Below are 14,139 nucleotides of genomic sequence, written 5' to 3'. Positions count from 1 at the left end.
AGGGCCGCGGCCTCCCCTTCGTTCAGGCCCGGGGCGGGCGGCCGGAGCCGCGCGTCAGGGAGTATCCGAAGAGGCCCGCGAGGGCCGCGAGCGCGCCGCCCGCGGCCGTCCAGATCCAGCGGTCCGACCACCAGCCGCCGGACCAGCCGTCCTCGGGCTCGCGCAGGGTCGCCGTCACGGTGCCGGCGACCAGCGGGGTGGAGAGTGCGGCGTCGACCGCCTGGCTGCCGCCGGTCTCCTTCACCTCGGCCTCGACGGACGCCCGGACCGGCAGGCCCAGGTCCTCGTCCGGCAGGTCGACGACCGTCAGGCGTACGTAGTAGCTGCCCGGCAGCGGGTCGTTGGCCCACGGCTCGGCGCCGGCGCGGACGGTGCGCAGGGTGCAGGACAGTTCGACGGTGGCGGCGTCCTTGGCGGCGGCCGCGGTCTGCGTCCCGTAGGTGCAGGCCTGGCGGCGGCGCAGTCCGTCGTACACGTCGATCTGCCAGGTCGAGGCGCCGTGGCGGGCCTTCGACTCGGGCAGGGTGACGGCGGCCTTCACCGTGACGCGCTGCTGCGCGTCGATCGGCACCACCCAGTAGAGGTAGTCACCGCTGGACGCGCCGGCCGTGGCCTTCTGGCCCGGGCGGAACGCCGCGGCGGTACGGAAGCTGGTGCCCGCCTCGGTGGGGGCTGCTTCGGCCTTGGCGCCGCCCGGGCTCGCGGAGGCGGTGGCACTCGGCGAGGGCGTGTCCGCGACGGCGGTGCCCATGGCCGTGCCCGCCACGGTGAGGGCGGCGGCCGCGGCCAGCAGGGAAGCGGTCAGTCTGCGTGCTCCACGCATCAGTTGGTCCTCCAGACGGAGATGCGCCAGCGGGAGATCCATCCCCACACCAGACCGGCCAGCAGTCCGGCGAGTGCCAGTACGGCCAGCAGCCACCAGCCCCGCCCGAGGCCGAAGGCGGCCACGTCGGAGGCCTCGTCGGGTCCGTCCACCACATCGATGGTGAGCTCGACGGGCATGCCCGGGGTCGTCTTGACGGACGCGGGAGCGGAGAAGGAGTTGCTGACCTGGAGGCAGACGGTCTCGGGCACGGGCTTGTCGTCCGAGTCCGCGCCGTCGGTCTCGGCCTTCGGGTAACGCAGTCCGGTGGAGAGGACGTCGGTGCGCCCGTCACCGGCCTCCGAGCCGCGCACGATCTCCCGCCCGTGGACGGTGGTGGCGCGCAGCAGTACGCCGTAGTCGTTGTTGACGGCGCGGTCGGCGCCGATGCTGACGGAGGCGCGCAGTTCCTGGCCCGGCAGGACGTCGACCCGGTACCAGCGGTGTTCGCCGAAGGTCTCGCGGTCGCTGTAGAGGCCGGCCTTCAGCTGAGGTGCGCCCTCGCACTGCTTCGCGCCCTCGGTGGCGACCGGGTTGACGACCGGGTCCGCGGCCCGGTCGACGAGTTGGCGCACTCTGCTGGAGAGTTCCGCCTTGTGCTGCACGGAGGTGTAGGTACCGCCGGTGGCCTCGGCGATGCAGGTCAGCTGGGCCCGGGTCTTGGCGTCCGGGACCAGGCCGAGGGTGTCGATGACCAGGTGGATGCCCTTGGCGGCGATGTCGCGCGCCACTTCGCACGGATCGAGCGGGGCGCAGGTGTCCTCGCCGTCCGTGATGAGCACGATCCGCTTGGTGGCGTTGCCGCCCTCGAGGTCCTGGGCCGCGCCGAGCAGGGCGGGGCCGATCGGGGTCCAGCCGGTGGGGGCGAGGGTCGCCACGGCGGTCTTCGCCTCGGTCCGGTCGAGCGGTCCGACCGGGTAGAGCTGCTTGGTGTCCTTGCAGCCGACCGCCCGGTCCTCCCCCGCGTAGTCGGCACCCAGGGTCCGTATGCCGAGGCGCACCTCGGCGGGGACCGCGTCGATGACCTCGTTGAAGGCCTGCTTGGCCGCTGCCATGCGGGACTGTCCGTCGATGTCGTTGGCCCGCATGGAGCCGCTGACGTCGAGGACGAGGTCGACCTTGGGGGGTTCCTTCGCCGTCGGTTCGTCGGCGGCGGTGGCGCTCGCCGGGAAGAGCCCGACGGCCAGGGCGGCGAGCAGGCCGCACGCCCCGACCGCAAGCCGTTTTCTAGTGATCATCGCCGGATCGTATTGAGGATCGTCCGACTATCCAAAACGTGCTCCCGGACGGGCCTTTCGGGGTGTGCGTGCGGTCCGTACGGGCCTTCGCCGGTGTCGGCGGGGCGGCCGGGGCCGACGGGGCCGACGGGCCGGGGCGGACCGGCGGATATCCGGGTGCAGGGGACGGAGTGCCCGATCTAGGCTCCGGGGATGAGTGCTACCCGTACCTTCCGTATCACCGTCCGCGGCTCGTTCGACTCCCTGACCGACGACCAGACGGCCGAGCTGCTCGCCGCCGCGCCCGAGCACGACATGCTGCGCGCGCGCTTCACCACCGAGGGCCACCTGTCGTACGACCTGGCGGCCCGCCCCTTCTTCACCTTCCGCTTCCTGGATTCGGGTGAGGCGGAGGAGGACATTCTCGATGCGACGGCCCGTGCGGAGCTGGCGGCGGAGAGCTGGCTGACCGAGCACGGGTACGGCTTCAAGCCGCTGAAGTCGCAGGCCCAGGACATGTCGCTGGCCCCGCTCGGCAAGCGGCAGCGCCGGGAGGCCGCCGCCCGCGCCTGACGGATCAGTTCGCGGGGAAGACGGCCGCGAGGTGGGTTGCCAGCGGCTGCGGGGCGGGCGGGGAGAGCCGGGCGCCCAGGTACCCGTCCGGGCGGATCACGAAGGCCGTCGGCTCCTCGGCGGCGTAGAGGCGGGCGAACTCGCCCCGGCTGTCGCGGTACACCGGCAGTGGTGTCCCGTCGGCCTCGAAGCCGGTGTCGGCGTCCGCACCGGCCGGGAGCAGCACGCAGACCTCCATCCGGCCGCCGGAGAGGTCCCGTGCCGTACGGACGAGTGCGTCGAGCCCGGATCCGGTGACGGGGCCGGCTCCGTAGAGCAGCAGTACGTGTTCCCGCTCGCGCAGGACGTCGTACAGGCGCATCGGGTAGGCGGCGACGGGCCGGGTGAGGCCGGAGCAGTCGGGGGCCCGGTCGCCCGGACGGGGTCCCGGTCCGTCGCCGGGCGGGTCCACGATCGGGCTCCCGCGGTAGCCGACGAGGAGCTGGGCCTCGCGCATCATCAGGGTCGCCGGGTCGTCCGGGTCGTTCTCCATCCCCTCGACGGCGTGCCGCACGGTGCGGCCGACGACCTCTTCGCCGACGGGGCGCCGCTCGGCGTCGTAGCTGGCGAGCATGCGGGAGTGGGCCGTGCCGTCCCCGACGGCGAGGGCGATCTTCCAGGCCAGGTTCCAGGCGTCCTGGATACCGGTGTTCATGCCCTGGGCGCCGGTCGGCGGGTGGATGTGCGCCGCGTCTCCGGCGACGAAGACCCGGCCGTCGCCGTAGCGGTCGACGATCCGGTGGCTGATGCGGAAGACCGAGGTCCAGCGGATGTCGGAGGCGGTGGTCGGCTGCGGTGAAAGCCGGTCCACGACGGCCTGGATGTCGGCGAGTCCGGGGCTGCGGCCGCTCTGCAGGCCATGGGTGATGCCGTCTCCGGCGGCATCGGCCTGCGGTGCGGTGGAGAGTTCGGGCGGCACCATCATCGACATGCGGTACCGGCCGTGGCCGGGCAGCGGGATGCACACCAGGACGTCGTCGACCGCCCCGTCGCCGTTGCGGTGCATGGAGCGCACGGCGTACCCGGGCGGCAGGTCCCAGTCGACGCGCACGTCGGCGAGCATGTACTCCTCCGCGAACGCCCCGCCCTCGAAGCTGAGGCCCAGCCCCTTGCGGACGATGCTGTGCGCGCCGTCGCAGCCCACGAGGAACCGGGTCCGTACCTCTTCTTCCCCGGACGGGGTGTGCAGGCGGCAGGTCACCCCGTCGGGGTCCTGCCGGAACGACACCAGTTCGGTGCCGCGTTCGACGGCCGTTCCGAACCGGCCCAGGAACTCGTCGAGGACGCGCTCGGTCTCGTACTGCGGCAGCGCCGCGAATCCGTACGGCACTTCGGGCGGCACGGAGAGCTCGGTGCGGGCCTGTTCGGCGCCGTTGATGTAGAGGAACTGGCCCCGCATCGGGACGGCCGCCTCCAGTGCGGCGCGGACCATCCCCATGCGGTCCCAGACCTCCAGGGTGCGCGGCTGGATGCCGACCGCCTTCGCGAACGGCAGCCTGGCCGGCAGGCGGTCGACGATCCGGCAGGAGACACCCCTCCTGCGCAGCTCCCCGGCCGCGGTCAGTCCGACCGGGCCGGCGCCTGCGACGAGCACGTCCGTTGCGTAGGTGTGCGCCACTGGCGCCTCCTGGCGTGCGGCCCCCGTACGAGTGGATGCCCCTCCATGGTGGCCGCCCGCCGCGCGTCCGGCATCTCTTTACTCGACGACGAGGTCCACGTCGATGTTGCCGCGGGTGGCGCGGGAGTACGGGCAGACCTCGTGCGCCTGCTTCACCAGCAGGGCGCCGGTCTCGCCGGCCAGGGACTCGGGCAGCTCGACGCGCAGGGTGACGGCGAGGCCGAAGCCGGCGCCGTCCTTGCCGATGGAGACCTCGGCGGTGACCGAGACCTCGCTGGTGTCGGCCTTGGCCTGGCGGCCGACGAGGCCGAGCGCGCTGGCGAAGCAGGCCGCGTAGCCGGCCGCGAAGAGCTGCTCGGGGTTGGTGCCCTGACCGTTGCCGCCGAGCGCCGGGGGCATGGCGAGGGCGAGGTCGATCTGGCCGTCGGAGCTGACGGTGCGGCCCTCGCGGCCGTTGGCGGTGGCGACAGCGGTGTAGAGCGCGTCCATGAGAGGTCCTCTCGCAGAAATGAACCGTGGTGGCGGCCGGTGGTCGGCCGCGCTCCACTACTAGAGCACACAATTCAGTTGTGCACAATTCAATGCCTCGCAAGTTCACCCCGGGTACACTGGGCGGCATGACCGAGCAGCCCACCGCCACCCACCCCGACCAGGACTTCCTGCGCCTCGACGGCCAGATCTGCTTCGCGCTGAACGCCGCGAGCCGTGCCTTCGGCGGCCTCTACCGCGTCGTCCTCAAGGACCTCGGGCTCACCTACCCCCAGTACCTGGTGATGCTGGTGCTGTGGGAGCACGGCGAGATGCCGGTCAAGGACATCGGCCGGCACCTGCGGCTGGATTCGGGCACGCTGTCCCCGCTGCTCAAGCGGCTGGAGGCGGCCGGGCTGGTCCGCCGCGAGCGCAGCACCGAGGACGAGCGGTCCGTGCACGCCCACCTGACCGAGGAGGGCGCCGCGCTGCGCGTCCGCGCGGTGGAGGTGCCCCGGCGGATCGCGGCCGCGACCGGCTTCGAGCTCGCCGAGGTCGTCGACCTCCAGGCCCGCCTGAGCCGCCTCACCGCCGCCCTCGACGCCGCTGTGCCCCGGGAGACCGGAGAGGCGTAGCCGCCTCCCGCGCCGGACACTGGGTCCGGGAGCCGGCAGGCAGGAGGTGCGCGATGGACCCGGTTGCGGCGCTGGACCGGATCGCCTTCCTGCTGGAGCGCGCGCAGGCCCCCACCTACCGGGTACACGCCTTCCGGTCCGCGGCGGCCGTGGTCACGCGGATGGGCGAGGGCGAGCTGGCCGAGCGGATCGCGGCCGGTTCCCTGGAGTCCGTGAAGGGCATCGGCCCCAAGACGGCCCAGGTCGTACGGGAAGCGGTGGACGGCGGTGTGCCCGCCTATCTGCAGGCGCTCGAGGACGAGATCGCATCACTCCCCGAGGGACCGCCCGCCTCCCCCGCCGCCACCGCCCTGCGGGCTGCGCTGCGCGGGGACTGCCACGTGCACTCGGACTGGTCCGACGGCGGCAGCCCCATCGAGGCGATGGGCCGGGCGGCGTCCGCGCTGGGCCACGACTGGGCCGTACTGACCGACCACTCGCCACGGCTGACCGTCGCCCGGGGGCTCTCGCCGGAGCGGCTGCGCGAGCAGCTGGACGTGGTGGCCGAGCTCAACGCCACCTGGGCGCCCTTCCGGCTGCTCACCGGGATCGAGTGCGACATCCTCGACGACGGCGGGCTGGACCAGGAGCCGGAGCTGCTGGAACGGCTCGACCTGGTGGTCGGCTCGGTGCACTCGAAGCTGCGGATGGACTCGCCCGCGATGACGCGGCGGCTGCTGGCGGCCGTGCGCAATCCGCTGATGGACGTACTGGGCCACTGCACGGGGCGGCTGGTCACCGGCCGGACCCGTCCGGAGTCGCAGTTCGACGCCGGGGCGGTCTTCGCGGCCTGCGCGGAGAGCGGCACCGCCGTGGAGATCAACAGCCGGCCCGAACGCCTGGACCCGCCGCGACGGCTGCTGCGCCTCGCGGTGGCGGTCGGCACCTTCTTCGCGATCGACACGGACGCGCACGCCCCGGGCCAGCTGGACTGGCAGATCGTCGGCTGCGAGCGGGCCGTGGAGTGCGAGGTTCCGGTGGGGCGCGTCATCAACACGTGGCCGGCGGAGGCGCTCCTGACCTGGACCCGCACCCGGGAGGCTCCGTAGCGGGCCTTGCGGAGGCGGCTCAGGAGCGGAGTTCGACGACCAGCAGGACCACGTCCGCCCCGGCCACCGCCATCGTGGCCAGGAACGGGAGCCTTCCGGCGGGCCGGCGGGCCGCGAGGAGCAGTGCCGCGGCGGTCACGGCCAGCAGCAGCCAGCCGTACGCCGTCACCCGCCCCGCTGGTGCCACCACCAGGGTGGCGGTGGAGCCGAGGACGAGCAGCCCGGCCAGCGCCGCCGAGGCCCGCACCCCGAGCCGCTGCGGCAGCCCCGCCACCCCGGTGGCCAGATCGTCCTCGATGTCGGGCAGCACATTGGCGAAGTGGGCGCCCGCGCCGAGGAGGGCCGCGGCGGCCGTCAGCCACGGGGGCGGCCAGGGGGCACCGGGCAGGCCGAGGGTGACGAAGGCGGGCAGCAGGCCGAAGGCCAGGGCGTAGGGAACCCAGGAGGCGGCCGTGCGCTTGAGCCGGAGGTTGTAGGCCCAGGCGGCCGCCACGCCGACGAGGTGCACGGCGCCGGCGAGCAGCCCGCAGGCCAGGGAGAGCGGGACGCAGAACAGCAGGGCCAGGGCCGCGGCCCGGGTCACGGCCGCGGGTGTCACCGTACCGGCGACGAGCGGTTTGTCCGGTCGCCCCGTGGCCAGGTCGCGCCGCAGGTCGGCCCGGTCGTTGCACCAGCCCACCGACAGCTGTCCGGCGGCCACCGCGCCCACGGTGAGGGCCGCCCCTACGGGGCCGTGGCCCGCGGCGGCGGCCAGGGCGGCGGCGAACAGGGTCACGGCGGCGGCGGGCAGCGGATGGCACGCCCCTGCCAGGCCGGCCGCGACGGCGGCGGCGGAGCGGGGTGCTGCGCCGCCGGTGATCTCCGTGGCGGGCCGGTGGGTCTGCGTGGTTCGCGCGGGCACGGCGCCACGCTATGCGGCGCCGCGCCCGGTTCGCCTGATTCATGACCCTGTGTCAGTTGTTTTCTATGGTGAAGGAATGACACGTGTTCTGGCAGTGCGCAGCGTGTTCCCGCCCCATCGCCACCCCCAGTCCGAGATCACGGAGGCGCTCGCCCGCTTCCTGCCCCCGGGCTCCGACACCGCCCTGCTGCGCCGCGTCCACAGCTCGGTGCGCGTGGACAGCCGGCATCTCGCGCTCCCGCTGGAGCGGTACGGCCCGGCGAACGACTTCGGCACGACCAACGCCCTCTTCCTGGAGACGGCCCTGGAGCTGGGCGCCCGGGCCCTGGAACTCGCCCTCGCCGACGCCGGCCTGACGGCCGCGCAGCTCGATCTGGTCATGTCGACCACGGTGACCGGGCTCGCGACCCCCTCGCTGGAGGCCCGCCTCGCCTCCCGCGCGGGCCTGCGTCCCGACGTGCGGCGGGTCCCGCTGTTCGGCCTCGGGTGCGCGGCCGGCGCCGCCGGAGTGGGCCACCTCCACGACCATCTGACGGGCCGCACCGGGCACGCCGCCCTCCTGCTGTCCACCGAGCTCTGCTCCCTCACCCTCCAGTCCACGGACGCCTCGATGGCGAACCTGGTGGCCGGAGCGCTCTTCGGCGACGGCGCGGGTGCGCTGGTCGCGGTGGGCCGCGACCACCCCCTGTACGCCACCGGCGCCGGACCGGAGGTGGTGGCTGCCCGCAGCCGCCTGTACCCGGGCACCGAGCACCTCCTGGGCTGGGACATCGGCCACTGGGGGATGCGCATGGTGCTCGGCCGTGAACTCCCGGACCTGGTCCGGCTGCACGTGGCCGAGGAGGTCGAGTCCTTCCTCGCCGCGCACGACCTCAAGCCCGCGGACGTCGGCGCGTGGATCTGCCATCCCGGCGGCCCCAAGATCCTCGACACGCTCTCGGACGCACTGGCGCTGCCGGAGTCGGCCTTCGCCGCCAGCCGGCGTTCGCTCGCGGCCGTCGGAAACCTCTCCTCCGCGTCGGTCCTGCACATCCTGGACTCCGTCCAGAGCGCGGGACCGCCTCCGCCCGGATCGGTCGGGCTGATGCTCGCCTTCGGCCCGGGTTTCGCCTCCGAACTCGTCCTCCTGCGCTGGTGACCCGATGATCTCGATGAGCCCGATCTCCCTGCCCGCCTTCACCGCCACCACCTCACTCACCCTGTACCTGCTGCTCATCGGCCTCGTCGCCGCCGAGCGGCTCGCCGAACTGGTCACCGCCCGCCGCCACACCGCCTGGAGCCTGGCCCGCGGCGGCCGCGAGTACGGCCGCGGCCACTACCCGGCCATGGTCGCCCTGCACACCGCGCTGCTCGTGGGCTGTGCGGTGGAACCCTGGGCTGCCGGACGGCCGTTCATCCCGCTGCTCGGCTGGACGGCCCTCGGCGTCGCCGTGGCCGCCCAGGGCCTCCGCTGGTGGTGCATCGCCACCCTCGGGCGGCGCTGGAACACCCGTGTGCTCGTCGTTCCCGGACTACCGCTGGTGGAGGCCGGACCGTACCGGCTGCTGCGCCACCCCAACTACGTGGCCGTGGTCGCTGAGGGCGTCGCCCTGCCGCTGGTGCACTCCGCGTGGCTGACCGCGATCGGCTTCACCGTGCTCAACCTGGTGCTGCTGCGCGTACGGATCGGCTGCGAGGACGCAGCCCTCACCGACGGCGGCCGGCTGCGGGCGCCCGCCTCCGTCCCCTCGGCCGGCGCCGCCTCGTGATCGACCTGCTGATCGCCGGCGGCGGTCCGGCCGGACTGGCCACCGCCATCCACGGCGCGCTCGCCGGCCTCGAGGCCGTGGTCGTGGAGCCGAGGGCCACCCCCATCGACAAGGCCTGCGGGGAGGGCCTCATGCCGGGCGGGGTACGCCACCTGCGGGAGCTGGGCGTCCCCGTCACAGGGCAGCCGTTCCACGGCATCCGCTACGTCGACGGCGAGAGCGGCCGCAGCGCGGAGGGGCTCTTCCGGTCCGGCCCGGGCCTCGGCTCCCGGCGCACGGAGCTGCAGGCCGCGCTGGCCGAACGCGCCGCGCAGCTCGGCGTACGGGTGGTCCCCGGGCGCGTCGACCAGGTGCGCCAGGACGTCCACCAGGTCGAGGCGGCCGGGCTCACGGCCCGCTACCTCGTCGCGGCGGACGGCCTGCACTCCCCCGTCCGCCGCGGGCTCGGCCTGTCGGCGCCGCTCGCGCCGCGCCGCCCGGCGCGCTACGGACTGCGCCGCCACTACGCCGTCCCGCCGTGGAGCGACCTCGTCGAGGTGCACTGGTCGCAGCGGTGCGAGGCCTACGTCACCCCGCTGGCGCCCGACCGGATCGGCGTGGCCGTCCTGACCTCCGATCAGGCCCCCTTCGACGTACAGCTGGCCCGCTTCCCGGTGCTGTCGCAGCGGCTGGCAGCGGCGGCGGGAACCGCGACGGCGGTGCGCGGGGCCGGGCCGCTGCGCCAGGGGGCTCGCGTACGGGTGGCGGGGCGCGTGCTGTTCGTGGGGGACGCGGCCGGGTACGTGGACGCGCTGACCGGTGAGGGCCTCACCCTGGCCGTGACGGCGGCGGGCGAGCTGGTGCGGTGCGTGCGGGCGGGGCGTCCGCAGGCCTACGAGCAGGCCTGGCGGGATCTCTCGCGCAGCTACCGCGCCCTCACCGCGTCCCTGCTGTGGGCCCGTCACCGGCCGCGGCTCGCGCCACGGATCGTCCCGCTGGCCGCCCGTCTCCCCCGCGTGTTCACGGGGGCGGTGAACCTGCTCGCGTGACCGCGGGCGGCCGGACGCGGCCTGACGCGGAACGGCACCCCGCGCGCGGGGCGCGGGGTGCCGTGCGGGGTCGGCGGCCGGTCAGGCCGAGCTCTCCCGGTGGTTCCTGAGCGCCAGGCCGGCGAGGACGGCGCCGGCCGCCGCGCACAGCATGACGGTGATGCCCGCCCAGGCCAGGGTGCCGCCCACCGCGCCCTCCAGCGGGTCGTACTGCATCGACCCGCCGAGCACGTGGAGGGCGACGACGCCGAGCGCCGTGGCGGCGACCGCCCGCCACACCGCCGGGGTGTCCCGGAGCGCCACCAGTGCTCCGCTCACCAGGCACAGCACAGTGGCGACAAGGGGCAGGTAGTCGACAGGGGCCGCGGACTGCAGGGCCGTCAGGTCGTTCGGCAGGTGCAGGGCGCCGCTCACCAGCAGGGCGGCAGCCACCGGCCAGCGCAGCACGTGGCGCAGTGCCCGGACGCGGGAGGCGGCGGGCGGGTCGACGGCGGCGGTGCGCCGGGGCGGCTCCTGGTAGGGGGCGTCGTAGAGCTCCGCGTACGGGGGGACGTACGGCGCCTCGTACGGGGCTTCGGGCGCGGCGGGGAACACGGCGCCCGGCGCGACGGCCGGACCGGCTGGTGGGGTGCGGCGCTGACGCTCCGCCTCGGCCGCGTCCTCCTTGCCGAGGATGGTCACCAGCAGGGCGACGTCCTCGATGGACCGTCCGACGGCGGCGGCGCGCAGCGTGAGGTCCGCCTCGGCCACCTCCTGCGGCGACTCGCCCAGGAGGGCGACCATCCGCCGTACATCCTGCACGGGCCGGGTCACGGCGGCCGTGCGCAGCGCGTCGTGCCCGGCGTCGGGCAGCGGGCCGCCCTCCTTGAGGAGGCTCACGAGTGCGGTGACCTCCTCGACCGGACGGCAGGTGGCCGCCGTCTCCAGCAGGGTCCGCATGGGCGGCGTGATCGGCTCGTCCGGTGCGATGGGGTCGGGGATCCCGTGGCGGTCGTCGTCGTGCTGTTTCGCCGCGAGGGTGATGGGGTCATTCATGGAAAGCTCCGTTCGCCGACGCGCGGGTCTACGCAATCGCGCGCCGGTCATCGTGCGTCATGGGAAGCGCACGCTTTGTTACATTGAGTGCCACTTCCGCTCACTGCGCCATTCGGGGCGGGCAAACGGGGGTCTCCTCCCGGATCCCATGGGGAAAGGGCGTCGACCGTGCCCGACTTTCGCCAGGTCCGTCGCCGCTGCGCGCTCCTCCTGCCCGTCGTACTGCTGCTGGGCGCCGCGCCCGGGCCGGACCGGCCGGTGGTGGACACCGACCGGGGGGCGGTCCGGGGCGTCGGGCACGGCGCGTACGACACCTTCGAGGGCATTCCCTTCGCCGCTCCTCCGACCGGCCCGCTGCGCTGGCGGCTGCCGGAGCCGGTGCGGCGCTGGGAAGGTGTGCGCGATGCCGGGGCCGCCGGTCCGCGCTGCGTGCAGCTGCCCGTAGTGGGGCCGGGCGGACCGACCGGCTCGGAGGACTGCCTCTACCTCAACGTCACCGCTCCGGCGGGCCGCGCTGCCGCCGGCCTGCCGCGTCCCGTCATGGTCTGGTTCCACGGCGGCGGCTTCTTCAGCGGCGCGGGCGACGCCTACCGGCCCGACCGGGCGGCCGTGCAGGGCGGCGCCGTGGTGGTGACCGTGAACTACCGGCTGGGCGTCTTCGGCCTGTTCGGCCATCCGGAGCTCGGCGGAGCCCCCGGTTTCGCCCTCGCGGACCAGCGGGCGGCGCTGCGCTGGGTGCGGGCGAACGCGGAACGCTTCGGCGCGGACCCCCGCCACGTCACCGTCTTCGGTGAATCGGCCGGGGCCCTCAGCGTGTGCGCGCACCTGACGTCCCCGGCCTCGGCGGGCCTGTTCCACCGGGCGATCGTGCAGAGCGGATCGTGCTCGACCACGGCGCCCCCGCGGGCCCTGCTGCCCGGCCTCGGCACGTACGAGCCCTTCGTGCCGGAGCGGCGGACGGTGGCGGACGGCGCCCTGGCGGCGGCCCGGCTCGGCTGCGACCGGCCCGGCGGGGTACTGGACTGCCTGCGCCGGCTGGACCCGGCCGCCCTGGCCACCGCCGAGCTGATGCAGCGCTTCTCGCTGGTCTCCTACGGCAACGACGCGCTGCCCCTGGAGCCGCGGCGGGCGCTGGAGGCCGGCCGGTTCCACCGGGTGCCGGTGATCCAGGGCGCCAACCGGGACGAGATGCGCCTCTTCCTCGCGCAGACCCTGGCCGCGTACCCGATCCCCGACGAGGGGGCCTACCGGGCCCGGTTGGCGCAGTCCTTCGACGCGCCGACCGCCCGCGCGGTGGAGGCCTCCTATCCGGTGTCCGCCTTCGCGACACCGGCGGTGGCGTGGGCCACCGTACTGACCGACGCGTCGTTCGTCTGCCCGACGCTGCGGGACGGCGCGGCGCTCGGCCGGCACGTGCCGGTGTACGCGTACCGGTTCAGCGACCGGGGCGCGCCGGACTTCACCGGGCTGCCGGAGCCGCCGGACCTGCCGTACGGCGCGGCCCACGGCTTCGAACTGCCCTATCTGTTCACGGTGGTGCCGCTGACCGAACCGCAGCGCCGGCTCGCGGACCGGATGACCGGCTACTGGACGGCATTCGCCCGCACCGGTGTTCCGGCGGCGCCGGGGGCCCCGCCGTGGCCGCGCGACCGGAACGGGAGCTCGGTGCTGTCGCTGGCGCCGGGGGCCGGTGGGATCCGTACGGTGGACGCCCGGGCCGAACACCACTGCGCGCTCTGGGACGCGCGGTGGCCCGGGGTCACCAGGACTCGGTGACGACCACCCCGTCGTCCGGAACCAGGAGCGTCACCGTGCCCGTGTCCCCGTAGACCTCGTGCCGCCAGGCGGCGAACCGCGCGGCGATCCTGCGGGCGGCTTCGGCGCGGCCCTTGCCCACTTCCCTGGTGGTGAAGGTGATCCGCGCCTCGCCGACGGTGTGCACCTTGCGGACGCGGGTCTCCTTGACCGCTTCGGGGTATGTGTAGCCCTCCTCGGACGTCTCCCGGTGCTTCAGGTAGTAGGCGCTGAAGTCCCGGGTCATGTCGAACCAGTCGGCCGGGCCGCAGGGGCCCCCGCCGTTGCCGATCTCCCCGTCGGTCGGCGGGCCGACGTAGGCACCGGTCTCGCCGTCGGTCGGCGGCCCCGCATACGCACCGGTCTCGCCGTCGGTCGGGGGACCTGCGTACGCGCCCGTCTCCTCGTCGGTGGGCGGCCCGGCGTACGCGCCCGTCTGCTCGTCGGTCGGCGGCCCGGCGTTCCCGCCCGAGCCCTCGTCCGTCGGCGGATCGAGATCGCAGTCGGCCGGAGCGAGCGTGGGTATGCCGGCGGGCGGCGCGGCCTGCCCCGCCCGTGTGGTCCCGCACGCCGCGACAACGGCGCACAGGAGCCCCGTCACCAGCAGCCGTCCGGTCAATGACCTTGCTGTCTTCGTCATGTCCATCCCCCTCGACCACCAAGAGGCGATCGGGGCATCAGGGGTTCCCGCGTTGTCGCGCCCCGTCGCGGTCCCCCTCGCGATCCCCTCGGGATCAGCGGCGAGCGCGGAAGGCCGGGCCGGGCCCGGTGGGTCATCACGCAGCGCTCGCCACAGCGTCGGTCACACCCTCTCGCACCACGATCACCCTCCGGCCCGGGAGGACTAAGGGCTGTCCCGTAATCCCCGGCGGGCGCACGACGCCAGCTACGGCACCTCGCTGCGTTGTCGGATCGCCCGAATACGCCCGGTATGAGTACGACCCTCCGCCTTGCGATGCACCGCATCTGACGCCGTGCGCTGACCCAGCGCGGATTACGGGACAGCCCTTAGGCCGTCTCTTTCGGATCTTGTCGGCCAAGCCCGCGTTGCCCGGTGCCGTGCATCGCAAGGCGGAGGAGCTCCCCGCGTACTGGACGTACTCGGGAGCCCCGACAACACAGCGAGGTGCGGT

General features: G+C 74.4%; 14 protein-coding genes. 7 read left to right on the top strand and 7 right to left on the bottom strand.

The genetic code is table 11. The features are described from left to right. Positions 1-22: 22 nt before the first annotated feature. Both OG444_RS37915 and OG444_RS37910 read right to left on the bottom strand, forming a co-directional pair. Positions 23-823 carry a hypothetical protein gene (locus OG444_RS37915; protein WP_327266410.1) on the bottom strand — a complete coding sequence of 267 codons (801 nt, stop codon included), beginning with the start codon at positions 821-823 and terminating at the stop codon, positions 23-25. Then, the gene (locus tag OG444_RS37910; RefSeq protein ID WP_327266409.1) at positions 823-2,100 is read right to left on the bottom strand and encodes a VWA domain-containing protein; all 1,278 of its coding nucleotides are present in this window, start codon (positions 2,098-2,100) and stop codon (positions 823-825) included. The genes OG444_RS37915 and OG444_RS37910 overlap by 1 nt, the downstream gene beginning before the upstream one ends. A 192-nt stretch (positions 2,101-2,292) precedes the next feature. On the opposite strand from OG444_RS37910, the gene OG444_RS37905 reads away from it, so the two are divergent. Further along, positions 2,293-2,652 carry a DUF6204 family protein gene (locus tag OG444_RS37905; protein ID WP_327266408.1) on the top strand — a complete coding sequence of 120 codons (360 nt, stop codon included), beginning with the start codon at positions 2,293-2,295 and terminating at the stop codon, positions 2,650-2,652. Positions 2,653-2,656: 4 nt separating this feature from the next. Here the strand turns inward: OG444_RS37905 and OG444_RS37900 are convergent, their stop codons facing one another. After that, positions 2,657-4,309, bottom strand: coding sequence for an FAD-dependent monooxygenase (locus tag OG444_RS37900; RefSeq protein ID WP_327266407.1), 1,653 nt, complete (start codon positions 4,307-4,309; stop codon positions 2,657-2,659). Positions 4,310-4,387: 78 nt separating this feature from the next. After that, positions 4,388-4,798 carry an organic hydroperoxide resistance protein gene (locus OG444_RS37895; RefSeq protein ID WP_327266406.1) on the bottom strand — a complete coding sequence of 137 codons (411 nt, stop codon included), beginning with the start codon at positions 4,796-4,798 and terminating at the stop codon, positions 4,388-4,390. Positions 4,799-4,926: 128 nt separating this feature from the next. On the opposite strand from OG444_RS37895, the gene OG444_RS37890 reads away from it, so the two are divergent. Both OG444_RS37890 and OG444_RS37885 read left to right on the top strand, forming a co-directional pair. Continuing rightward, the gene (locus OG444_RS37890; protein WP_327266405.1) at positions 4,927-5,412 is read left to right on the top strand and encodes a MarR family winged helix-turn-helix transcriptional regulator; all 486 of its coding nucleotides are present in this window, start codon (positions 4,927-4,929) and stop codon (positions 5,410-5,412) included. 53 nt (positions 5,413-5,465) lie between these two features. Beyond that, positions 5,466-6,500, top strand: a complete 1,035-nt coding sequence (locus OG444_RS37885) for a PHP domain-containing protein (protein ID WP_327266404.1) — start codon at positions 5,466-5,468, stop codon at positions 6,498-6,500. A gap of 19 nt (positions 6,501-6,519) precedes the next feature. On the opposite strand, the gene OG444_RS37880 is transcribed toward OG444_RS37885, so the two are convergent. Continuing rightward, entirely contained in the window at positions 6,520-7,401 is an 882-nt protein-coding gene (locus tag OG444_RS37880) for a UbiA family prenyltransferase (protein WP_327266403.1), read from the bottom strand. A 76-nt stretch (positions 7,402-7,477) separates the two neighbouring features. Here OG444_RS37880 and OG444_RS37875 point away from each other — a divergent pair, with 76 nt between their 5' ends. From OG444_RS37875 to OG444_RS37865, 3 genes are read left to right on the top strand one after another with little or no spacing between them, the layout of a single operon-like run. Then, positions 7,478-8,539 carry a type III polyketide synthase gene (locus tag OG444_RS37875; protein ID WP_327266402.1) on the top strand — a complete coding sequence of 354 codons (1,062 nt, stop codon included), beginning with the start codon at positions 7,478-7,480 and terminating at the stop codon, positions 8,537-8,539. Positions 8,540-8,543: 4 nt separating this feature from the next. Then, the gene (locus tag OG444_RS37870) at positions 8,544-9,149 is read left to right on the top strand and encodes an isoprenylcysteine carboxyl methyltransferase family protein (protein WP_383195758.1); all 606 of its coding nucleotides are present in this window, start codon (positions 8,544-8,546) and stop codon (positions 9,147-9,149) included. Continuing rightward, a complete protein-coding gene (locus OG444_RS37865) occupies positions 9,146-10,177 on the top strand; it encodes an NAD(P)/FAD-dependent oxidoreductase (protein ID WP_327266401.1) in 1,032 nt (343 codons plus the stop codon). Before OG444_RS37870 ends, OG444_RS37865 begins: the two co-directional genes overlap by 4 nt. An 81-nt stretch (positions 10,178-10,258) precedes the next feature. Here OG444_RS37865 and OG444_RS37860 read toward each other — a convergent pair whose 3' ends face one another. Continuing rightward, complete coding sequence (locus OG444_RS37860; protein WP_327266400.1) at positions 10,259-11,212, bottom strand: hypothetical protein; 954 nt, start codon at positions 11,210-11,212, stop codon at positions 10,259-10,261. Positions 11,213-11,380: 168 nt separating this feature from the next. Between OG444_RS37860 and OG444_RS37855 the strand changes: the two genes are divergently transcribed. Further along, positions 11,381-12,988 (top strand): carboxylesterase/lipase family protein, encoded by a 1,608-nt coding sequence (locus tag OG444_RS37855; RefSeq protein ID WP_327266399.1) that lies wholly within the window; start codon positions 11,381-11,383, stop codon positions 12,986-12,988. Here the strand turns inward: OG444_RS37855 and OG444_RS37850 are convergent. After that, complete coding sequence (locus OG444_RS37850) at positions 12,972-13,646, bottom strand: hypothetical protein (RefSeq protein ID WP_327266398.1); 675 nt, start codon at positions 13,644-13,646, stop codon at positions 12,972-12,974. The two genes, OG444_RS37855 and OG444_RS37850, sit on opposite strands and share 17 nt — an antisense overlap. Positions 13,647-14,139: the final 493 nt, after the last annotated feature.

It is taken from the genome of Streptomyces sp. NBC_01232 (assembly GCF_035989885.1).
In the GTDB taxonomy this organism is placed as follows: Bacteria; Actinomycetota; Actinomycetes; order Streptomycetales; family Streptomycetaceae; genus Streptomyces.
Note: the sequence above shows the minus strand (reverse complement) of the source record. Positions and strands in the feature narration are given on the sequence as shown.